The sequence below is a fragment of the Paenibacillus sp. sgz302115 genome, assembly GCF_056120445.1.
In genome coordinates, this window is the sequence record NZ_JBVYOK010000010.1 from 145,264 (window position 1) to 168,491 (window position 23,228).

At 35.8% G+C, this 23,228-nt stretch carries 21 protein-coding genes; all 21 read left to right on the top strand.

From position 1 onward, the window contains the following. The first annotated feature begins 39 nt into the window (after positions 1–39). The 21 genes from AC0LWN_RS19305 (at position 40) to AC0LWN_RS19405 (ending at position 23,146) form a co-directional block, all read left to right on the top strand. Complete coding sequence (locus AC0LWN_RS19305; RefSeq protein ID WP_474668118.1) at positions 40–2,040, top strand: S-layer homology domain-containing protein; 2,001 nt, start codon at positions 40–42, stop codon at positions 2,038–2,040. Between the two features lie 117 nt (positions 2,041–2,157). After that, complete coding sequence (locus tag AC0LWN_RS19310) at positions 2,158–2,934, top strand: YveK family protein (protein ID WP_474668120.1); 777 nt, start codon at positions 2,158–2,160, stop codon at positions 2,932–2,934. Beyond that, positions 2,915–3,601 (top strand): CpsD/CapB family tyrosine-protein kinase, encoded by a 687-nt coding sequence (locus tag AC0LWN_RS19315; RefSeq protein ID WP_458966921.1) that lies wholly within the window; start codon positions 2,915–2,917, stop codon positions 3,599–3,601. Before AC0LWN_RS19310 ends, AC0LWN_RS19315 begins: the two co-directional genes overlap by 20 nt. Positions 3,602–3,643: 42 nt before the next feature. Next, positions 3,644–5,476: a polysaccharide biosynthesis protein gene (locus AC0LWN_RS19320; protein WP_474668122.1), complete on the top strand. Its 1,833-nt coding sequence runs from the start codon at positions 3,644–3,646 to the stop codon at positions 5,474–5,476. 25 nt (positions 5,477–5,501) lie between these two features. Then, entirely contained in the window at positions 5,502–6,215 is a 714-nt protein-coding gene (locus AC0LWN_RS19325; protein ID WP_474668124.1) for a hypothetical protein, read from the top strand. 2 nt (positions 6,216–6,217) lie between these two features. After that, on the top strand, positions 6,218–7,225 hold the full coding sequence (locus AC0LWN_RS19330) for a copper amine oxidase N-terminal domain-containing protein (RefSeq protein ID WP_474668126.1): 1,008 nt from the start codon (positions 6,218–6,220) through the stop codon (positions 7,223–7,225). Between the two features lie 81 nt (positions 7,226–7,306). Then, a complete protein-coding gene (locus tag AC0LWN_RS19335) occupies positions 7,307–7,912 on the top strand; it encodes a sugar transferase (protein WP_474668128.1) in 606 nt (201 codons plus the stop codon). Between the two features lie 51 nt (positions 7,913–7,963). Beyond that, complete coding sequence (locus AC0LWN_RS19340) at positions 7,964–9,184, top strand: glycosyltransferase family 4 protein (RefSeq protein WP_474668130.1); 1,221 nt, start codon at positions 7,964–7,966, stop codon at positions 9,182–9,184. Beyond that, positions 9,185–10,204: a polysaccharide biosynthesis protein gene (locus AC0LWN_RS19345; protein ID WP_474668132.1), complete on the top strand. Its 1,020-nt coding sequence runs from the start codon at positions 9,185–9,187 to the stop codon at positions 10,202–10,204. A gap of 2 nt (positions 10,205–10,206) precedes the next feature. Continuing rightward, positions 10,207–11,322 (top strand): polysaccharide biosynthesis C-terminal domain-containing protein, encoded by a 1,116-nt coding sequence (locus AC0LWN_RS19350; RefSeq protein WP_474668134.1) that lies wholly within the window; start codon positions 10,207–10,209, stop codon positions 11,320–11,322. A gap of 1 nt (position 11,323) precedes the next feature. Next, the gene (gene wecB / locus AC0LWN_RS19355; RefSeq protein ID WP_474668136.1) at positions 11,324–12,448 is read left to right on the top strand and encodes a non-hydrolyzing UDP-N-acetylglucosamine 2-epimerase; all 1,125 of its coding nucleotides are present in this window, start codon (positions 11,324–11,326) and stop codon (positions 12,446–12,448) included. Beyond that, positions 12,449–13,531: a glycosyltransferase family protein gene (locus tag AC0LWN_RS19360; protein ID WP_474668138.1), complete on the top strand. Its 1,083-nt coding sequence runs from the start codon at positions 12,449–12,451 to the stop codon at positions 13,529–13,531. It begins immediately after the preceding gene. Positions 13,532–13,572: 41 nt separating this feature from the next. Further along, positions 13,573–14,736 (top strand): glycosyltransferase family 4 protein, encoded by a 1,164-nt coding sequence (locus AC0LWN_RS19365; RefSeq protein WP_474668140.1) that lies wholly within the window; start codon positions 13,573–13,575, stop codon positions 14,734–14,736. A 10-nt stretch (positions 14,737–14,746) separates the two neighbouring features. Next, positions 14,747–16,000, top strand: coding sequence for an O-antigen ligase family protein (locus AC0LWN_RS19370; protein WP_474668142.1), 1,254 nt, complete (start codon positions 14,747–14,749; stop codon positions 15,998–16,000). Between the two features lie 29 nt (positions 16,001–16,029). Further along, on the top strand, positions 16,030–16,923 hold the full coding sequence (locus AC0LWN_RS19375; protein ID WP_474668144.1) for a glycosyltransferase: 894 nt from the start codon (positions 16,030–16,032) through the stop codon (positions 16,921–16,923). Positions 16,924–16,937: 14 nt separating this feature from the next. Beyond that, entirely contained in the window at positions 16,938–18,125 is a 1,188-nt protein-coding gene (locus AC0LWN_RS19380) for a glycosyltransferase family 4 protein (RefSeq protein ID WP_474668146.1), read from the top strand. A 10-nt stretch (positions 18,126–18,135) separates the two neighbouring features. After that, positions 18,136–19,197, top strand: a complete 1,062-nt coding sequence (locus AC0LWN_RS19385) for a glycosyltransferase family 2 protein (RefSeq protein WP_474668148.1) — start codon at positions 18,136–18,138, stop codon at positions 19,195–19,197. Between the two features lie 110 nt (positions 19,198–19,307). Then, positions 19,308–20,741, top strand: coding sequence for a polysaccharide biosynthesis protein (locus AC0LWN_RS19390; protein ID WP_474668150.1), 1,434 nt, complete (start codon positions 19,308–19,310; stop codon positions 20,739–20,741). A gap of 12 nt (positions 20,742–20,753) precedes the next feature. Beyond that, the gene (locus AC0LWN_RS19395) at positions 20,754–21,980 is read left to right on the top strand and encodes a nucleotide sugar dehydrogenase (RefSeq protein WP_474668152.1); all 1,227 of its coding nucleotides are present in this window, start codon (positions 20,754–20,756) and stop codon (positions 21,978–21,980) included. A gap of 208 nt (positions 21,981–22,188) precedes the next feature. Next, positions 22,189–22,833 (top strand): YdcF family protein, encoded by a 645-nt coding sequence (locus AC0LWN_RS19400; RefSeq protein WP_474668154.1) that lies wholly within the window; start codon positions 22,189–22,191, stop codon positions 22,831–22,833. Positions 22,834–22,978: 145 nt separating this feature from the next. Further along, positions 22,979–23,146 carry a hypothetical protein gene (locus AC0LWN_RS19405; RefSeq protein ID WP_474668156.1) on the top strand — a complete coding sequence of 56 codons (168 nt, stop codon included), beginning with the start codon at positions 22,979–22,981 and terminating at the stop codon, positions 23,144–23,146. The last annotated feature ends 82 nt before the right edge of the window (positions 23,147–23,228 follow it).

Sequence of the window (23,228 nt, forward strand, 5' to 3'; positions counted from 1 at the left end):
AGTAGAGATTTATATTACATACAAAGAGGTGGATGAAAAGTGACATTGAAGAAGAAATTGGCAGTATCAACACTAGCAGTAAGCATGGCAGCAGCATCCTTTGCAGGTTTTCCTTTCAGCAGTGAAGGCTTGGCTAAACAACTCGGTTTCGTAGGGACCGCAGCAGCAGCAACTAGCCATACTGAAGTTAAGGCGAAGATTCAAAAAATCTACGCACAACTGACTCCAACAGAAGTAACTTATTTGGAAAACTATAAGAATGAAGTTGCGCTACTAGGCCAAGATAAGTTTGAAAGTATCTTTGCTCCGGTTTTGGGTAAGATTCAACTGGATCCAACTGATAAAGCAACTTCTTTAAAGCTGTTCCAAAGCGTTTCCAGCGTAGTTTACGATGTGTATTCGAACAAAACTGATGTGCTGAAAGATATTCGTACCGATGCTGCTAACGTTGCTTTGCTCAACAAAATTGCTGCTCAAGCTAAAGTTGAAGGCCTTAGCTTCGACGACATCTTAGATTTCTTCTTCGCAACTAACGGTTTGGAAGCTGAGCTTAAGACAGTGCTGAGCAGCAAGTCCAGCACAGATCTGATTAATATTCTTAATAACCCTGGAGCACAGAAGACCCTGGTTAAGGATGCTGTCTACAATGCTGTCTACAATGTTCTCGACCACAGAAATGGTACGGGCGCATTGAAAGTTAGTAGTGCGTTTTATAACCTGGGCATCACTGCGAATGACATTGTAAAAACCTTTGAAAATGTGTATACAGAGATCAAATCTGCTAAGCCAGCAGCAAATGCCCTTGCTTTGGCTTACGTGAAAGCTTATCTAATTAACACTGATCCAAATCCGGGCACTTCTAATCCTGGTGGTGGCGGAGTAATCACTAATCCGACAACTACTCCAGGCGTGTACGACGTTTCCGGGCTGGTAAGTGTTGTGGGCGACAAAGCAACATTGAAACTGGTTGATGCCGATGTGCTCAAAGCCTTCGACGCACTGCTTGCTGCGAACCCTGGAAAGACTGGCCTTACACTCACTTTGAACCTCGGTACTGTGAATGCTAAGACTGTAGAAGTTCCACTGTCCAAAGCAATCATTGAGGCTGCTAAGGCTAAAGGCATTGCTAACATTGCAGTTACCTTTAATGGATTGACAGTTACCATTCCTGTAGCTCAATTCAGCGATGCGGTTACACTGACTGTTACTACAGAAGCTGACAGCACAGTAACTTCGCTTACAAGCCTGAAGCTGGCTTCGAAAGTCTATTCCTTCGACTTGACGGTTGGCGGTGTGAAAACTTCTACCTTCAAACAGCCGCTGACAATTAAGCTTCCGCTTAAGGATGCTGCTGCTCTGGATAAAGAACTGCTCTCCGTAACGAAGATTGTATACGGAGCCCTGCAATTCCAAGGCGGTGTGCTTGACGGTGATTTCATCGTTGAACCTCGCGACACGTTCTCTTCTTACGCAGTACTTGAGAATAAAGTGAACTTCAGCGACATTGCAAGTGTACAAGCTTGGGCAGGAAGACAAATTCAAGTTGTTGCAGCTAAGGGTGCAATTGAAGGTGTAGGCGCCGGCAAGTTCGCTCCGAAGAGCAATGTTACCCGTGCTGAATTCGCGAAGATGCTGATTCGTGCACTGAACCTTGAGAACAACTCAGCAACTGAAAACTTCAGCGATGTAAGCTCCACTGCCTGGTATGCTCCTTATGTAGCTGTTGCTGCTGAGAAGGGCATCATCACTGGCCGCAGCGCTTCCCAATTCGATCCTAACGCAACGATCACCCGTGCTGAAATGGCTACAATGATCTCCCGTGCTCTGAAATCTATCAACCCTGCAGCAACTGCAGCTGATGCTTCGGCACTGAGCAAATTCTCGGATGCAGCGAAAATTGCAGCTTCCTTGAAAGACGGAGTAGCCTTCGCAGCCAGCCACAATCTGGTAATCGGCAATGCTGGCAAGTTCAATCCTAACAACACTGCTACCCGTGCAGAAGCGGCTGTAATCATTTATCGTACAATCAACTTTAAGTAAGAAGTTTTTATAAGCAAGTGGAGAGCCTCCTCTCGTCTATGTGAGAGGAGGCACTTTTTTAGCTTATATACTGAACTTGCGAAAAATATTACAGAATCAGCTTGGAGGGAAATTCACTTGTCAGCACAAGAATTGGATCTTCGCGATTATTTCCAAATTGTTAGAAAAAGAATGTGGATGATTGTAAGCATTGTTATCGTGGCGTGTATTCTTGCTGGAGTATACAGCTTATATGTTAAGAAACCGGTATATGAAGCTTCTACAAAGATTATCGTCAATCAGACCCCTACGCAGTCAACAATAGGGCAGCTCGATCTTAATCAGATCAATACAAACATTCAGTTGATTAACACATACAAGGAAATTATTAAGACACCGGCAATTCTTGAAGTCGTAGCCAAGAACTATCCGCAATTCAATATCAGTGCGGAAGATCTACTCAAGAAAGTCAATGTGAGTTCCGTAAATAATACGCAGGTGATGACACTTGTCGTTCGAGATAATTCGTACCAAAGAGCCGCAGAAATCGTGAATGCCATTTCACTTGTGTTTAAGCAAGAGATTCCTTCACTGTTCAATGTACAGAATGTATCCATTCTGAACGAAGCTAAGCTTAATCCGCCTGTCGCACCAGGACCGGTAGAACCCAATGTTATGCTAAACTTTGCAATTGCTTTCATCGTTTCCTTGATGGTCGGTCTGGGGATTGCCTTCCTATTAGAGTACCTGGATGATACGCTGAAGACGGAAGAGGATATCGAGAAATATCTCGGTCTGCCGACAATCGCCATGATTACAAGACTCGGACAAGAAGAAATGAAGAGTAATGAACAAGCAGTACGAACGCAGACCAGAAAGGCGGGAGATCTCGAGCATGTCACAGCAGCCAAGTAAACAACGACATCTGATTACCGTGACCAACCCGCGTTCGCCTGTATCGGAGGCCTTCCGGGCTTTGCGGACGAATATTGATTTCTCCTCTGTCGACGAACAGATTCAGATCATTATGGTAACATCTTCTGGACCGGAAGAAGGGAAATCTACAGTTACTGCTAACCTTGCGGCAGCGTATGCCCAGGCAGATAAGAAGGTGCTTCTGATAGACGGTGATTTACGTAAGCCGACAGCTCATAAGACCTTCTCACTAAGCAACCGTCTGGGATTATCTTCACTATTATCACAGCAGGCTGCTCTGGAGGATGTTATTCAAGAGTCCGGGGTGAATAATCTCACAATCATGACCTCTGGTCCTATTCCTCCTAATCCTGCGGAAATGATGGCTTCTAACCGTATGAGCTCGGTTCTGCAGGAATTGCGCCAAAGGTACGATGTTATTCTATTTGATACCCCTCCACTGTTAGCCGTTACAGATGCGCAGCTTATCGCTTCCAAGAGTGATGGAGTAATCATGGTGGTCAGTTATGGCAAGGTGAAACGGGATATCGCTGCTAAGGCCAAGGCTAATCTTGACCGCGTAGGTGCGAAGATGCTGGGGGTTGTACTGAATAATGTAAAACGTAAAGCTAGTGAAGGATATTATTACTACTATTATGGAAACTGACATTGTTCTGTAATAAAAATGTTATTTTTGGAGGCACTGAAAATGACAGCGAAAACCAGAGTGTACTTGTTGTTCCTCATTGACCTTGCGATTATCTGGTTCAGCATTGTGACTTCATATATGTTCCGGTTCTATAATAATATTCCTCAAGAATATGTTGTTCAGATGCTGTTATTTGGTCTTATCGCGACCATTGCCTTTGGAGGCAGTTTAATCTATTTTGGGCTATACCGCCGAATGTGGCAATATGCCAGTATCGGTGAGATCATATCGGTAATCAAAGCTATTGTGGTAGGAGCCGTACTCTCATTCACTGTAGCTTTTATCGTTTTACCAGAGCGGGTTCCTTTCAGTATAGAAGTACGGGCAATGGAAACCATCTTGTTACTGGTAGGAGGGGTACGCTTTTTCTGGAGAGTAGTCAGCAGTGACCGAATCAATAATAAGGATACGGAGACACACACACTTATTGTAGGAGCTGGTGATTGTGGCATACTCATTGCCAAAGAGATGATGGGTCCTTCGTTCGCTCATACCCGCTTAGTTGGATTCATTGACGACAGCGCAGATAAATATCATCTCTCTATTCTGGGTGTACCTGTCCTAGGCAACCGCTATGATATTCCTCGGATTGTGAAGGAACGCGAGATACACGAGATTATTATTGCTATGCCTTCCGTATCGAAAACAGAAATTTCAGAAATCATTAACCTGGCTAAGGCAACTGGAGCTAAGCTGAAAATTATTCCAGCGCTGAATGACTTAATCGCCGGCAAAATATCCGTTAAGAAGCTACGTGATGTCAGTGTAGAAGATCTGCTGGGCCGTGAGCCAATTATAGCTGATTTGAACAGTATTCTAGGATATGTGCATAACAAGACAGTATTGATTACTGGAGCTGGCGGTTCGATTGGTTCGGAGTTATGCCGGCAAATTGCTCCTTTCACACCAGGTAAACTATTGATTCTGGGACATGGAGAAAATAGCATCTATACGATAGAGATGGAGCTGCGAAAGAGCTTCCCAGATCTGAATATTGTAACGGTTATTGCCGATGTGCAGGATCGCACACGGATGATGGAAGTATTCCAGGATCACAACCCGCAGGTAGTCTTTCATGCGGCAGCGCATAAGCACGTTCCCTTGATGGAACGTAATCCTGGTGAGGCAATCAAAAACAATGTATTTGGTACCCGTAATGTAGCTGACTGTGCTGATAAATTCGGCACCGAACGTTTTGTTCTTATTTCCTCTGATAAGGCAGTTAACCCTACCAGTGTGATGGGAGCAACGAAGCGGATTGCAGAAATGTATATACAAAGCTTAAATACAACCAGTCCTACCAAGTTCTCAGCAGTGCGCTTCGGTAATGTATTAGGCAGTCGAGGCAGTGTTATTCCGGCCTTCAAGCAGCAGATCGCGGCAGGTGGACCTGTTACCGTTACACATCCTGAGATGGTACGTTATTTCATGACTATTCCTGAGGCGGTACAACTGGTGATTCAGTCCGGTTCCTTCGCGAATGGAGGAGAAGTATTTGTGCTCGATATGGGCCAGCCTGTGAAGATCCTGACCTTGGCGGAGGATCTTATTACTTTATCCGGATATGAACCTTACAAGGATATCGAGATCACTTTCACCGGAATACGGGAAGGCGAGAAACTCTATGAAGAACTGCTGACAGCCGAGGAGAACCTGGGATCGACTCAGCATGATCGGATTTTCATTGGCAGACCTGATGTCATAAGCCAGAATCAGCTTGAATTGGAGCTCAAGAGACTGGAACGTGTATTAGCCGAAGATGGAGATGCTATTCGTGCAGTGATCAATCAGATTGTGCCGATGCAGCCAGTGGCTAAAGCTGCTATTAGCTAAAAAATTCATAATGGAGGTACCTGAAGTGTTCAAGAAAAGATGGAAAAAAATATTGATCTGGACGCTGTCGGTAGTAGTTGTGCTGGGAATTGCCGGATTGTTCGCTGTTAACTATGCAGTAGATAAGTTAATGAATTCAATGGCCGAAGGTTTCAATGTGGAGGCAGACGATACCACAGGTAATGCGGCTCAGGGTGAAGTTGTTGAGCCAGCGATAGCAGCGGGAGATGCGACTGCAGCGCCGGCAGCAACTGCCAAGCCTGGAGCGAGTACAGAACCTACGGCAACTGCCAAATCTACAAAAACTTCCAAACCTACAACAACTTCCAAATCCACAGATGCTCCTGGAACCACAGCTGGACAAGCAACTGCCAGCACAAGTAAGCCTACCAGTTCTCCAGCTACAGAAGGTGTAGATGGACTAGCCTACATTTCTCCCGATAAGGCTAAAGATGTTCAAGGCAGTGTTTCACTAAAAGATAAAGCTAATGTTGCAGCGATAGTGGCACAACAGTTAAGTGTCTCAGATATCAAAAGACTTCAAGAATTGGCCCAAGGTGGACTAACAAACGAAGAAAAGCGGGAAGCGCGCAGCATTATTCTTGGCAAAGTTTCTGAGGAGCAATATAACGAACTATCACAGATCGCTAAGAAATACGGTGTGAGCCAAGGGAAGTCGCGTGATCAAATACTAGCTGAAGAAGAACAACTTAAAGCCCAAGAAAAAGGAAGTGAATAGTGATGGCAAAGGTTAAATTTCCAGCCGCGGCATTGTTGCTATTGCTGCTAATAGGGGCCGCCCCATTAACAGCATCCGCACCATTATCTGCATCTGCAGCAGCAACCACAGATTCGATTAAAGTACAGAGTATGAACGTTAAGATGGTATTTGACGGTGTGAGTATGCAGCCTCCAGCCGGGCAACATGTGTTTATGTATAACAATATTACCTATGTGCCTCTTCGCTTCGTTTCCTACGCTTTACAGAAGAATGTAAGCTGGGATGCTAAGAATGTAAAGGTTACAGTTACGGAGCCAAGCAGCTCAGAGCTAGTTGCCATTAAAGAGTATCTGATGAATGCCGGGAGCGCTAGTAATGCGACATCATCAGCAACCAAGGACATTGTTCTCAGCAAAGTGAAAGCAAGCTACGTGTTTAATGGTTCTGTAAAAGCAGTTCCTTCTGATCAAGGCAGCTATATCCTGGGTGGATCAGTGTATGTGCCTCTTCGGTTTCTTTCTGAATCTGTAGGCAATGTGATTACCTGGGACCAGAAGACCAAGACAATTACCGCAGCATCGAAAACATATCAAGCTCAAGCAACTACAGTTCCTACTTCATCCAGTACTGCTGGTGGTATTAGTCCTTCCGCAACTTCAACCCCAGCCCCATCAAGTGGAGCGACAGCGGGTGGTGGGGCTGCTGGCGGCGGTGCACTTACTTACGAACAAATTACAAGTGATGCCGAAGCTAAGCTGAATGCTTTAAGAGATCAGAGCACTTCAACACTCATGGGGCTTGCGATGGAATACATTAGCGCCAAAGATGATTCCACTAAGGCTAGTCTCATAGCGAAGGGTAAACAGCAGTTAGCTTCATTTACAGCTAGCTTCAATAGTATAATCGCTGACACTGAACAAAAACTAAACAAAAATGGATATAGCACTGACATTATTGCTCAGTATAGAGCAACCTTTGAGGCTGAGTTGAAAAAAGGTATGGCGTTGGCCGAGGGCATGGGGAAATAACAAAACATAAAGACTCCATTGTATATTATATGTTCAATATTCAATGGAGTCATTAATAGTACTTAAGGATTAGGTGAGCTTATGAGGCCATATATAATTCTAAAACCAATCATTGATTTTTTATTGGCTCTAATCGGAATTCTCCTGTTATGGCCTTTTTTCTTGATTATTGCTCTTTTAATTAAACTTACCTCCAAGGGACCAATTTTGTTTCGACAAAAGCGATTAGGTAAAAACAAGCGGGAATTCTACATACTCAAATTTAGAACAATGCGTACAGATACACCAAGTGATATGCCTACACATTTGCTGCAAGACCCTGATTTCTTTATTACGAAAGTCGGAAAATTTCTTAGGAAGACAAGTCTGGATGAACTTCCTCAGATTATTAATATACTTAAAGGTGAAATGAGTATTATTGGCCCACGTCCTGCGCTTTGGAATCAATATGATCTGATAGCTGAACGCGATAAGTACGGAGCGAATGATATTAGGCCAGGCTTAACTGGATGGGCACAAATTAATGGTAGAGATGAGTTGCCTCAGATAGTAAAAGCTGAATTTGATGGTTATTATACTGAAAATAAATGTTTGCATATGGATATTGGGATTTTTGTTAAAACGATTTTTAAAGTCACTGCAGCAAAAGGAATAGTTGAGGGATCTCAGAAGGGGATGAATTCCTGAATTTCAAGATAATTAATTTAATACTGAGGCATTTTAAAAAGTGAGGGATATATGGAAGAAATGAAAATTTTAGTATTTTGTCAATATTATTATCCTGAACAATTTAGAATAAATGATATATGTGAAACATTGGTTAATCAAGGCCATTCTGTAACTGTGATTACAGGTCTTCCTAACTATCCCGAAGGAAAATTACATAAAGGCTATTCTTGGTTTAGAAAAAGAAATGAGAATATATTAGGTGTTGATGTAATAAGAGTTTCTATCCTAACAAGAGGTAAGAGCTTTGTGAAACTATCCTTAAATTATATTTCTTATATGATTTCAGCCTCAATAAGAACTTTTTTTTTAGAGAAAGATTTTGATGTTGTTTATGTTTACCAGTTGTCCCCCGTTACAATGGCTATCCCTGCAATAATTTATAAAAATATTCACAAAAAAAGACTCTTACTATATTGTTTGGATATATGGCCTGAAAGTATTGCAGCTGCTGGTGTAGGAGATTCTTCTTTTTTTTATAAAATACTCTTAGCTATTAGTAGGAAAATATATAAAAGTGCTGATAATATTTCAGTAACATCACGTTCGTTTGAGAAGTATTTAATAGAAAAAATAGGTGTAAATACAGAACGAATAATCTATTCACCCCAATATGCTGAAGATTTATTTTCTGCTAAAGAAACAAGCTATGAAGAACAAGAGCATAGCAATGAAATGAATTTACTTTTTGCAGGGAACATCGGCGAAATGCAAAGTGTTGAAACTATTGTTAAAGCAGCTGCCGAATTGAAAGAGTTAAAACATATAAAATGGCATATTATTGGAGATGGATCTGCTAGGATAAGATGTGAACAATTAGCAATTGAGCTTGGATTAAAGGATACCGTTATCTTCTACGGAAAGAAACCTATTGAAGATATGCCACAATTTTATCGTAAAGCTTCTGCTTTTTTAGTTACTTTAAGTAAAAATGATCAAATTTCTTTTACATTACCAGGGAAAGTTCAATCATATTTGGCTTTCGGAAAACCTTTAATCGGTGCAATAGATGGTGAGACGAGAAGTGTAATTGAAGAATCTGGGTGTGGTTTATGCTGCGCAGCAGAGGATTTCGAAGGACTCTCTAAAATTGTAAAAGAGTTGGATTTAAATCCTACTGTACTTGGGAAATATAGTGAGAATTCGAAATTATATTATGAAGAACACTTTAGTAAAACAATATTTATGAAGAAATTGATAAACCAATTTGAACTTTTAAAAGGTGATGAATAAATGTTCGAAAATAAGTGTCTTTTAATTACTGGTGGTACAGGCTCTTTTGGTAACGCAGTATTGAAGAGATTTCTTGATACGGATATCAAAGAAATCAGAATTTTCTCCCGCGACGAAAAGAAGCAAGACGACATGCGTAAGGAATTACGAAACGATAAGGTCAAATTCTTTATTGGGGATGTTAGAGATTATAACAGTGTGGCAGCAGCGATGCATAATGTGGATTATGTGTTCCATGCGGCAGCCCTGAAACAAGTTCCTTCATGCGAATTTTTTCCTATGGAAGCTGTGAAGACAAATGTTATAGGTACTGAGAATGTGCTTAATGCTGCTATTGCTTTTGGAGTTAAAAAGGTAGTATGTCTATCGACAGATAAAGCAGTATATCCTATCAATGCTATGGGCATTTCAAAAGCGATGATGGAAAAGGTGATGGTTGCCAAATCAAGAACCGTATCTCCTGAAGACACCTTGATTTGTGGAACGCGTTATGGAAATGTAATGTGCTCAAGAGGTTCCGTTATTCCATTATTTATAGATCAAATTAAAAAGTATGAGGATATTACTATTACAGATCCTGATATGACTCGTTATCTAATGTCCTTGGAAGATGCTGTTGAACTTGTGTTATTTGCTTTTAACAAAGCAGTACAAGGGGATATTTTCGTTCAGAAAGCCCCTGCTTCAACAATAGGTGACTTAGCTATTGCCCTAAAAGAGCTATTTCAATCGGATAGTCACACAAGAGTTATTGGAACCAGACATGGTGAAAAGTTATATGAAACGTTGCTGACCCGGGAAGAAATGGCTAAAGCAACTGATTTGGGAAGCTATTATCGGATTTCTGCTGATACAAGAGATTTAAATTATGATAAATACTTTGAAGAAGGCGATAAAGAAATTTCTGAGGGATGGGAATATAATTCTCATAATACAGAAAGATTAGATATTCAAGGTATTAAAGAACTCTTGTTAAGTCTGGATTTGATTAAAAATGAACTCAATGGCAGGAGCTTATAATCATGAAAACTGTTTTGGTAACAGGTGCTTACGGATTCATTGGTCGTAATTTAGTAGCATCTTTAAATAGAAGAGATGATATTGAGATTATGAAGATCGACTCTAAGCATTCACTCCAAGAATTGGAGGAACGTGCTCTTAAGGCTGATTTCATTTATCATCTCGCTGGAATTAATCGGCCTGAGAATAATGAGGAATTCATGACTGGAAATTTGGGCTACACTCAGCATTTAATCAATATATTGAATTCGAATAAAAAGAAGACTCCAATAGTGCTATCTTCATCTATCCAAGCTGAACAAGATAATCCATATGGAAACAGCAAGCGTGCAGCCGAGAAAGCTATTGTTGATTATGGGAGTGGACAGGGAGTTCGAACATTTATCTATAGACTGCCGAACGTTTTCGGTAAATGGAGTAGACCTAACTATAATTCTGTAGTCGCAACTTGGTGTTACAATATTAGCAGAGAAATACCTATTCAGGTAAATAATCCGGAAGCGGAAGTTAAGCTAGTATATATTGATGATGTTGTTGAATCCTTCATAGCTGCCATGGATACTTCTGAAGTATCGACCGCAGGTGATTATCATGATATTTCACGCTCTTTCAACGTTAAGCTTAAGGACCTGGAAGCCAGCTTAGTATCATTTAAAGCGAGCCGGAATACACTTGTTATTTCGGATTTGAAAAGTGATTTTGAACGTTTTCTTTACAGTACCTATCTCTCCTATTTACCAGAAGACGATTTTGGATATGATCTGGAAATGAAGCACGATAATAGAGGATGGTTAGCGGAATTCATTAAAACTGAATATTCAGGCCAAGTATTTATATCTCGTACTAAACCAGGCATCACCAGAGGTAACCATTGGCATCATACAAAGGTGGAGAAATTCCTTGTTATTGAAGGAGAAGCTGTTGTGAAATTCCGTCAGATTGAAGGCGACCAAATCATAGAGTATCCGGTAAATGGATCAGCTTTAAGAGTGATAGATATTCCACCTGGCTATACCCACTCCATCACAAATACAGGAAGTACTGATGTAATCACTCTTTTCTGGGCAAATGAATTGTTTAACCCTAATAAACCAGATACATATTATTTGGAGGTGTAAGATGAACAAACTTAAAGTTATGACAGTAGTAGGTACAAGACCTGAAATCATCAGGCTATCAGCTGTAATTAGGAAACTTGAAGAATCAAATGCAATAGATCATGTTTTGGTACACACGGGGCAAAATTACGATTATGAGTTAAATGAAGTTTTTTTCAAAGAGTTCAATTTAAAGAAACCTGATTACTTCCTTGATGCAGCAAACGGTGGAGCTGTAGAAACAATTGGGAACATTCTTATAAAAATAGACCCTATTATGAAGGAAATACAGCCTCATGCATTACTTATTCTTGGGGATACAAATAGCTGTTTATGTGCTATAGCTGCCAAAAAGAGGCATATTCCTATCTTTCATATGGAAGCCGGTAATAGATGCTTTGATCAAAGAGTACCAGAAGAAACCAATCGGAAAATAGTTGACCATATTTCGGATATAAATCTAACTTATAGTGATATTGCGAGAGAGTACCTCTTAAGGGAGGGGGTTCCGGCAGACAGAATAATCAAAACTGGAAGCCCTATGTTTGAAGTGATAAATACGAGAAAAGCAGACATTGAATTTTCAGATGTTCTTACTAGACTAGTCCTAAGAGAAGGAGAGTATTTTGTAGTATCGGCACATAGAGAAGAAAATATAAGTTCAAATTCGAATTTCTTTGATTTAGTTGAAAGTTTGAATGCTGTGGCTGAAAAATATAACTTACCGATAATTATGAGCACTCATCCTAGAACTCGTAATATGATAGAAGCTAAAGGAATAGCATTTAACTCCTATATAAAACTAATGAAGCCTCTTGGGTTTAATGATTATGTTAAACTTCAAATGAATGCTAAAGTTGTATTAAGTGATAGTGGTACAATCAGTGAAGAATCATCAATTCTAAAATTTAAAGCTCTGAATATTAGGGAAGCCCACGAGAGACCAGAAGCAATGGAAGAAGCAGCGGTAATGATGGTTGGTTTACAAAAGGAACGTATATTACAAGGTTTAGAAATACTTGAAAATCAAGACGAAAATAATTTAAGAAATGTTGTTGACTATACTATGCCAAATGTATCAGATAAAGTGCTGAGGATAATATTGTCTTATACTGATTATGTTAATAAGGTAGTCTGGGGAAAATAAATGATAAAAAACAAGAAAAAAATATGTTTTGTTTCTTTAAGTAACATTTATCTTTGTCCATATATATATAAGTATACACAACAAATAAACTGTGATTATGATGTGATCTACTGGGACAGACATGGAGTGGAAGAATATATAGACGCAAATGAAATCATTCCTTTTCGATATGAAATGCATGAAGGTAATGGGAAAATAAAAAAAGCAAAAGGATATTTTGAATTTCAGAAATTTGCGAAAAAAATTATTAAAAAAAACGGATATGATGGAGTGATTCTTCTTCAAACTAGCATTGGTATTATGATGAGTTCTTTTTTGAAAAAACGATATTGTAATAAATTCATACTTGATGTAAGAGATTATACTTTTGAGAATAATTTAATTTTTTTTACAATTGAAAAAGCTCTAATTAATAGATCGGCGTATACAGTTATTTCCTCAAAAGGGTATGAAAGTTTTTTACCTGAACATGAGTATATTATAGCGCATAATGATACGAATATAGACAAGAGAGTTCAAGAGAATTTTAAATTACGAAAGAGAACCAATAAGAAAATAGTTATATCGTATATAGGGTTAATAAGATTCCATGATCAAAATAAAAAAAATATATTGAAGTTTAAAAATGATAGTAGATATTTACTGAGATTTATTGGTAAAGATGCTTATGCATTAAGGGATTTTTGCATTGCTAATGATGTTACCAATGTTGAATTAATTGATTGGTTTCCCCCTGAAAAAACATTAGAGTATTATATGGACACTGATATTATTTATAATCTTTATGGGCAGGGTTCTCCACAATTGGACTTTGCTCTGTCCAATAAATTATATTATGCAGCCAAATTAAAAATCCCAATAATTGTTTGCCCAAATACTTATATGCAGAAAACTATCGCTGATCATAATTTCGGCTTTGTATTCAATATTAATGATCCACAAGCTTGCGATGATCTATTTAATTATTTCCAATCTATAGATTGGAGAATATTTGCTATTAACTGTGATGATTTTCTTGCAGACGTTGAAAAAGATAATTTAGTTTTCAATAACATGTTGCAGAACTTTATAAATCAAGACTGAGTTTTGGGAGATAATATTAAATTTGAGATGCAGGTGTAATTATGAGGATTATTCATATTGAGGATTACTTTGATCCAACAGCTGGTTACCAAATAAATGAATTATTAATTGCAAGTAAAGGATGTGGAGATGATGTGCTTTTGATAACTTCTAAAGATATGTCTCCCTTCCATAAAAAATTGGATTTAGATAGAGATAGAGAGTTTGAAATCAATACAGGTGTGAAAATATTAAGATTAGATACCATTATCAAACTATCTACTAGACTTGTGTTAAAAAATTTCAAAAAAACGATTTTTGATTTAAAACCCGATGTAGTATTTCTGCATGGGATTGGTGACTTTAAAGATATTTTTTTTCTATGGAACAAAAAAGCTGATTTTAAGATATATCGTGACTGTCACATGTCTTGGGTAGCCTCAAAGAATAAACTCAGACATATATACTATTTTGTTTATAGTTTGTTTTTTGCAAGTATAATCAATCGAACCAATAAATACGATTTGATATACGCTTTAGGTGAAGAGGAATATGAATATTTAAGAAAATTAGGCATAAATAGTGGGAAAATTGACTATCTACTACATGGCTATAACGATTCAAACATGTATTTTGATAGTAATGAGCGAACAGAGATAAGAAAATTATATAATTTCAAAGATGATGATATTGTGATTTCATATATTGGAAAATTCAATAATTCTAAACGTCCAGATATATTATTGGATTTGATTGAAATGTTGGGCGAGGAGTACATTTTTTCTAAAAAAATAGCTTTGTTATTCATAGGTCCAAAAGATGATATCTATTTATCAGGAATTTTTAATGGGAAATTAGATTGCTTGCAGAACAAAAGTGAAATGAAAATTATTATTGATGGCTCAAAAGGCTTTGATGAATTAAGAAAGTATTATTCTGCAAGTGATATTTGTATATTTCCCAAAGAAACATCTCTTAGCTCCATTCACGCACAAGTTTGCAAGTGTCAAGTTATTATGGAAGATTATAAATCTAATAAAGAAAGAGTTATAAATAAACTTAATTTATATAAAGTGGATGATTTAGTAGAAGCTGTGGATATATTGAAGAGGATTATAGATACTAAAGAATACTTAAAAGAAAATCAAAATATACAAGAGTTAGAAGAAAGAGAATATAAAAATCAAATTGGAAAATTAAGAAAAAGAATTTTACAGGGGAATTAGAGGATAAGTTATGTTAAAAACTCGAATGATACTAGCTAATGATATTCTTCTTGAAGAAATACAAATGTCCAAGTTTAAAAAGATAACAATATCTTTATTTTCTTTTGCAACCTTTTTAGGTGCTTATATTAATGTATTAGGACTTAACATGAGTAATGTGTATAGTGTTGTGTTACTTGCTTTTCTTATACAGGGCTTAATGAAAGCTAGATATAAAGAGATTATTGGATATATAATATTCTTTCTTTTACTGATTTTGTATGCATTTTTATCATTAATATGGGGACAGTATAGTGATGTAGGAATAACTATTGTAGTTCCCTTAATGACTGGGTTTGTGGCAATGTCTTTTATAGCTTCTTTAAATGGAAGGGAACTGAGATTACTTTTAAAGTCACTTGAAATTTTTACAATTATTGTTTTAATTGTTGCTACATATGAAATATTTACTGGTAATTATTTGTTTTTCAATAATAATGATTTTATCTACCGGAAGAATAACTTTAGCTACTATTATCCTGGAGTAGTTTTCGCGAATCCTAATGATCTAGCTCAATATTTAGTTGTGGGTTTTCCCTTGCTTATATTTAGAAACTTTGAAAAAAGAAGATCAATAATATCTTCATTAGCTCTACTATGTATAACATTCTTTGTGCTGATTAATACCTCTTCTAGACTTTCAATTATTTGTACGGTTGTAATTATTACCACTCACTTGTTTTTTTTGGTGGTGAATACCAAAAACAATAAAGTAAATGTGTGGTTGTTAATGTTTTTTACATTTATAATGATTATTGTATTTAATTCTTTGGGGATTAGTATTGGTAGATTCAATATCTTTGAAAATTTTTTAAGCGTTAACTCTTCAGAGGCATATTTTTTGGTAAGAGAAACAATCTATCATCAAGTTTTTAATTTGGGGCTCAATAATTTTATATTTGGTGCAGGCTTAGGAGGTAGCTATACAGTTGCCTCTATACCTCCACACAATATTTTTCTATTTATTTTCGCTGATTTAGGAATTTGTTTTGCTATTGGTTTTATAATTTATTTATTAACAGGTTTTTTTTCATTATATAAATATAGAGATTTTAAGATTCTTGGATATGACTTGAATAAAATTGTATTGTCAATATTATTAACATTTCCTATGTTATCCTCAATGTCATCAGGTAATGAACAACGTAAAGTAATATGGGTATTATTCGGTATAATTCTTGTTTTAATTAAATACAATAAGAGAGAACGAAGCAATATTCTATAGTTTTATTGAATATTGATTAAGGGGGAAATATGATATCATCTTTATACAAGTTATTGTATAAAACTAAAGGTAAAAAGATATATATAATTTTATATAAGTTTATTAAACTTTACCTCAATATTTTTTATCCGCTTTACATCAAAGTAAACAAGAATAAAGAGTCTAGGCGTATTGCAGAAAATGTTATTGTATCATTAACTACATTTCCTGCTCGTATTGATTTAGTTTGGATTACTATTGAAACAATATTCAGACAGACTTATCGCCCTGAAAAAATCATCTTATGGCTTGCAAATTCACAATTTGAATCAATTAATAACCTGCCTAAAAATTTATTGAAACAATTGAATCGTGGATTAGAAATTAAATTTTGTGATGATCTGTTATCTCATAAAAAATACTATTATACAATGAAAAATTATCCTGATTCTATAATTATCACAATTGACGATGATACTTATTATCCGGAAAATCTTGTAGAAATACTTTTGGAGACACATAAAAGGTATCCTAAGGCTATCTGTTGTAATTTAGGTCATCTTATTTCAGTAACTGAAGGAAAAATAGAGCCATATAGTAATTGGAAATCTGGAGCGGATGGATGCGACCAACCTTCCCATTTTTTGGTTCCTATTGGCTGTGAAGGAATATTGTATCCACCCAAGTGTTTAAATGAGGAGGTATTCAATAAAAGTAAAATTGAAGAACTTTGTCCAACAGCAGATGATTTATGGTTAAAAGCTATGGCAACTCTCAATGGTATAATGGCAGTCAAAAGTAATACTAAATCAATAACATATGCAAACTTAATAAGTTCTAAGCGTAGCTCCTTAAGTAAGGAGAATATAGGACAAAATAGAAATGATGAACAGTTAAAGAAGATAATTGATAATTACCCCGATTTAAAAAACATTTGGATATAGTGGGTGTGTATGGAATGAAAATATTAATTATATCTGCAGGGGTACAGCCGCTGCCTGTAACAATGGGAGGAGCTGTTGAGACATTAATAGAATATTTGCTTAGTCAAAATGAACAACAACATAACTTTAATGCTACTGTAATTTCTATTTACAATGAAAAGTCAAAAATCGAATCTAGGAATTATCAATTTACTAAATTCTTATATCTGAAAAGAAATAAACAGGTTGTTAAATTTTTAGAATATTTCAGTGCGATTTTATACAAACTCTTTAGGGTTAACTTGTCAAGTAGAATAGATTACTCAATTAAACTGGTTAAAATTTTAAAAAAAGATAAGTATGATAAGGTTTTTCTGGAAAATGATATTTCCAATTTAAAACTTGCGAGAAAACACCATAGTGGTGAAATCTATTTACATTTACATAATGATTATCTTAATAAGAATACGAAAAAATGTAAGGATCTGTATAAAGAATGCTACAAAATTATAACGGTTAGTGAATATATACAACAGAGAGTACTTACTATCCCAGGAACAAGTATAGAAAAAGTGAAAGTTTTACGGAATTGTACAAATACTGAGATATTTAACGCAAAAAAATATTATAAACGTAGAGATGAATTAAGGGGAAGATTAGGGATTTCCCAAAAAGATATTGTTTTCATATTCAGTGGTCGATTATCAAAGACAAAAGGAATTAAAGAATTATGTTTAGCATTGCATAATTTAGAAAATGAAAACGTGAAATTGTTAATAATCGGAAGTGCTTGGTATGGTAATAATAATAAAGATAAATATGTTAGAGAATTAGAGCAAATTATTCAAGAAGAATCAAGTAGAATAATATTTACTGGATTTATTGATAGAGATGAAGTGCCTTTATATCATGCAATATCTGATGTGGCTGTAATTCCTTCAGTTTGGGAAGAACCTGCGGGTCTTGTTGTATTAGAAGCAATGTCTTCAGGATTACCGCTAATTGTTACTAACTCAGGTGGAATTCCAGAAGTTGTCAATGAGGAAATAGCTATACTAGTTGATAAAGAAAAAAATTTAATAAGCTCCTTAACAAACGCAATGGAAAATATGATAAACAATCCTAATAAAAGAATTAGTATGGGCATAAAGGCTAAAGAGATGAGCGAAAGATATACAATTGAAAAATATTACAATGATTTCTTGGAAATAATAACATTATAAGGGGAGTAAAATGATATTACCAAAAATCAGTATTATTATTCCAGCATACAATGTTGAGCAATATTTTGATAAATGTATATTATCAATTATAAATCAAGGATTAAGGGAAATTGAAATTGTCATTGTTATTGATGGTTCTACAGATGACACATACACTATCGCTAAGGAGTATCAAAAAAAGGATGAACGAATAAAAATCATTCAAACTAAAAATCATGGTCCCGGAATTGCCAGAAATATTGGAGTAGAAAATGCAATAGGGAAATATATTTTGTTTATTGATGCTGATGATTGGATTTCTAGTGAATCGTTGAATTTGTTATTCAAAAGTGCAGAGGAAAATAACGCTGATATTGTTTGTTTTGGGTATCATAGAATATTACCAGGAGGAGAAGTAATAGACGAAACAAAAAAGAAGAAAATTGCATGCACTAAATTTCAACTAACAGAAAATAAATCTACGGAATTGTTGGGAGATTTTTTAAGCTTATATGGTCATGGTGTATCTAATAAACTTATTAGAAAAAAATTTTTAGATGAAAATCGTATTTCTTTTGAACAGGATAGGCAAACTCAAGCAGAGGATCTTTATGTATCTTATCAGTTACTTTTTTCTCACCCTTATTTAGTATTTATCAATGAGCCCTTATACAATTACATACAACATGAAAAATCTTCTTTGCACCGTATACCAGAAAAAATTGGGGATAGATACTTGCAATTATTTGAAAGGATTTATGAGAAAATCCCTAATAACAAAAGCAAAAATGAAAATGAAAAAATTTTAGCTTGGCTTGCTTACTATATGACTACTTTTATTTTCTCTAATTGGAAATATAACGGATATGCTTGGTTCAAGAATGAAATTAAAAACTATAAGCATAATACTTTATACGTCTATCTCATGAGAAAGAACTCATTGATTCCAAAAATCAATAATGAGAGTACTAATATATATTTTTTAAGAAGAATATACTGTTTTTTTTCAAAACGTAATACTTTTTTTGTCGCTAATTTTATATTGTTCATTCGCTTAAGTTATTTACCGAGACTAAAAAGAAGGAAAAAGTAAAAGGGGTATTTTATTAATTTTACAAAATTGAGAAGGTGGAAGTTATAAATTTAAAGTTTAAACGTATAACTCAAAATATAAGTGCTAGTGTAATTGGAAAAGTAATAACAATGATTTTTGGGATCATTCTTCCTAAATTATATATTGATAATTTTGGTTCTGAAATTAATGGTTTGATTTCTTCAATTAACGGGATCTTTATTTATATTAATCTACTAGAAGCTGGTATTGGCAGTGCCTCCACACAAGCACTATTTAAACCATTTGCTGTTAAAGATCAAAGTTCTATAAATTCAATACTTACGGCAACAAAAAAATATTATGCAAAGGCTGGAGTTTATAGTTTAGCAGTTATTTCATTTGTAACATTTCTATATCCTTTTTCGATAAATTCAGAACTGGATTATTGGTTGATTGTAAAGCTATTTTTAATAACAGCTATTTCTTTTCTGACAAAGTTTTTTATTCAAGGAAAATATGTTGTTTTACTGAATGCTGACAATCGAGCTTATGTACTGTCAAATACGTTTACTTTTTTTCAAGTAATTTCTAATATAGCTAAAATTGTACTTATTTCACTGGATTATAATGTAGTGACTGTGCAGTTAGTATTTTCATTGATAAGCATATTACAAGCGGTTTTTATAAGATTCTATGTTAAAAGAAAATATTTAAATTTAGATACCAATACTGTACCAGATTACGTTGCAATATCTCAGAAATCAGCAGTTATGGTTCAACAAATAGCTACAATAATTTTGAATAGTACTGATGTATTACTGTTATCATTTTTCGGCGATCTTAAACTAGTTAGTATTTATGTAGTTTACAACAATGTTATTTTTTCGCAATTGCTTTTCTTACCACAAGCATTGACTGATGCTGTGACAGGAAGTTTAGGGCATGCATTTGCAGAAAATAAGCAGTACTTTAGACGGCTCTATTATTTATATGAAAATATTTTCTTACTTTTATCTTTTGTTTTTTTGACCGTAGCATTGTTGTTAATAACTCCATTTTTAGTCCTTTACACGAAAAATATAACAGATGCTAATTACATCGATAAATGGCTCCCATTGTTGTTTTATATTATGTCGTTGCTAAATGCCTTAAGAACATCAAATTATTTACCAATTCATGTTGCTGGAATGTTTCTTGAAACTAAAAAATCCTCAATTATTGAGGCTTCCATAAATTTTTTATTTTCATTGATTTTAGTAAATTATTTGGGGATTAGAGGTGTAGTGATAGGTTCTATTATTGCACTTATCTATAGAGTCTTGCAGCTTTCAATTTTTGTGAACAGAGAGATATTGAATAGAAGCTATAGAGTATATTTAAATAAATTATTAATAAATATTATTCCTATGTTTCTAATAATAGGTTTATACTTCTATCAGAATATTCTAATACACAATTATTTTGATTTTGTTGTTGCAGGAATTCTACTTGTAATAACATCATTTTTATTAATAATAGTTTCAAATTTTATGTTTAACAAAGGTTTTGGAGAATACGTAATTAAATATTTGAAAAAGAATTGAGGGATTTATGTTATGCCAACCATAAATATAATCGGACTAGGCTATATTGGTTTACCTACAGCTTTAATTTTTGCCAAGTGCGGTGTTAAAGTTGTAGGTACAGATTATAACTCGCATTTGATAGAAACATTAGTAGAGGGGAAACTAACATTCGAAGAGAATGGTTTAGAATCTCTTTTTAAAGATGCCGTCGCTAATAACATTCAATTCACAACTGAGTATCAAAAAACAAAAACTTATATTATTGCAGTTCCAACCCCGTTTATAAATACTAGCAAAAAACTTGATCCAAAATATGTCTTAGCAGCGGTGAATGCTGTATTAGATGTTTGTGAAAAAGGAACTATAATTATCATTGAATCAACGATATCACCAGGTACAATTGATAGGTACATCCGCCCTGAAATTGAAGGTAGAGATTTTATTATTGGGCAAGATGTCCATCTTGTTCATGCTCCTGAAAGAATTATTCCTGGTAACATGATCTATGAATTAGAACACAACTCAAGAACAATTGGAGTAGATAATTTTGATATTGGCCTTGAGGTAAAAGAACTATATTCATCTTTTTGTAAATCAGAAATTGTGATTACTGACATCAGATCTGCAGAAATGTCAAAAGTAGTTGAAAATACATATAGAGATATAAATATTGCTTTTGCAAATGAATTAGCTAAAATTTGTCGTACAGATAACATGGATGTATATGAAATAATAAAAATAGCCAATAAGCACCCTCGCGTGAATATTCTTCAGCCTGGTCCTGGGGTTGGAGGACATTGTATTTCAGTCGATCCGTGGTTTTTAGTAGGTGATTATCCCGATTTGACCAATCTTATCTTAACAGCCCGAAAAATTAATGATTCTATGCCAAGTCATGTTTTAGGCCGTATAAGGGACATAATGAGAGAAAAGTCCATTAAAGAAATTTCTAAGGTTGGAATATACGGAATAACTTATAAAGAGAATGTTGATGATACTAGAGAAAGTCCGACTCTTCAATTGCTCCAAAGAATGGATGAGCATTTAGCTTTTGGTGTCAAAGTATTTGATCCATTTATTTCTGAGGAAATTTTAGATAATCAATATTTAGTATTTGAAGAATTTTTAGATGAAATTGAAATCCTTGTAATTATGGTTGCTCATGATCATATTAAGGAGAATATGGATTTAATTAAGGGGAAGTTTGTTCTTGACACAAAAAATGTATGTACTTTAGAAACTACGTATAAATTATAGTTTGGATTTCTGCCAAATTGAGTAACCGAAAATCCTAAATTTCTCAGAACTGTGATGAATTTGTGTAATGAAGTCTTGGCAGTGAAATAGAGTGTAGTAAGTTAAAATGAACGCGTCAGCCTTGTGATATTTAGAAATTTCAGTGGTATTATGGAGCATGTGGCATGGCGGTGGCAGAAGACTCAATCCTTAATACAGGAAGTGGCTTATGAATATCAGAGATTTCAGAATAAAGTCAGGCAAGTATAGAAAGAGAGTTCTCTTTCTATACTTGCCTGTTCTATTAATAATTTCAATTCTCTTCGGTGCAGGACGCTTTCTCCTCTATAATCAAGCCCCAAGGCAAGCCGACGTAATCATCGTCCTTAGCGGTGGAGCGGGAAGGGTCGAGAAGGGAGTAGAGTTATATAAGGAAGGTTATGCCCCTTATATTCTTCTCTCTAACGCGAAGGAATCAACCAGCGCCACAGGCGACATGCTCCAAACTGCCCTTGCTCTTGGCATCCCCAAGGATGCCATCCTGACCGAAAATGCTGCGCTAAGCACCTACCAGAACGCCGAGCTGACGCTTCCGATCATGAAGCAGCACGGCTTTACTTCTGCTATTGTGGTTTCTTCTGAATTTCATATGCGGCGGGTTAAGTTGCTTTTTGATCATGTCTATAAGAAATCAGGCATTGAGCTGACGTATATCGGTGCAGATTCAGGTTACAACGCTAAGTATTGGTGGAGTGACCGCTACAGCCGGGAAACAACGTTCAACGAGTATACTAAAATGATTGGCAACTTTTTCGGTTATAACGGCCCCGAAGCCAAAGATGCCCTGGATCAAATTAAGCGCTGGTTTCGCTGAAGCCAAGCTAATGTGAAACAATATCGTTTATTCTTCCTAATCTATTCAATTATTTTCCTCCAACTTACACAAACCGACATACAAAATAGGCATCCCGGTCTATAATTAGGGACAAATCTATTTTTGTGTGTAGGAGAGAAGTCCCTTGCCAAACTATTATTTTAAGGAAGTGTGGACACCTTTGCGGTGGATACATATCTGGTTCTATCGGGATGATCAGGATCGGCTGTGGGTGAAGGTGGGAGCGAAGCGGCGGAGGCTGGTGGGTAAGCAGGGAGCTGAAGCGGAAAGAGAGACGGAAACGGATGCCTAATGGTCGTGTCAGATTGTAGAGAAACCCAGGTCATTTAGAGGACTTGGGTTTCTCTATGTTTTTATATCATAACGGTGGTGCT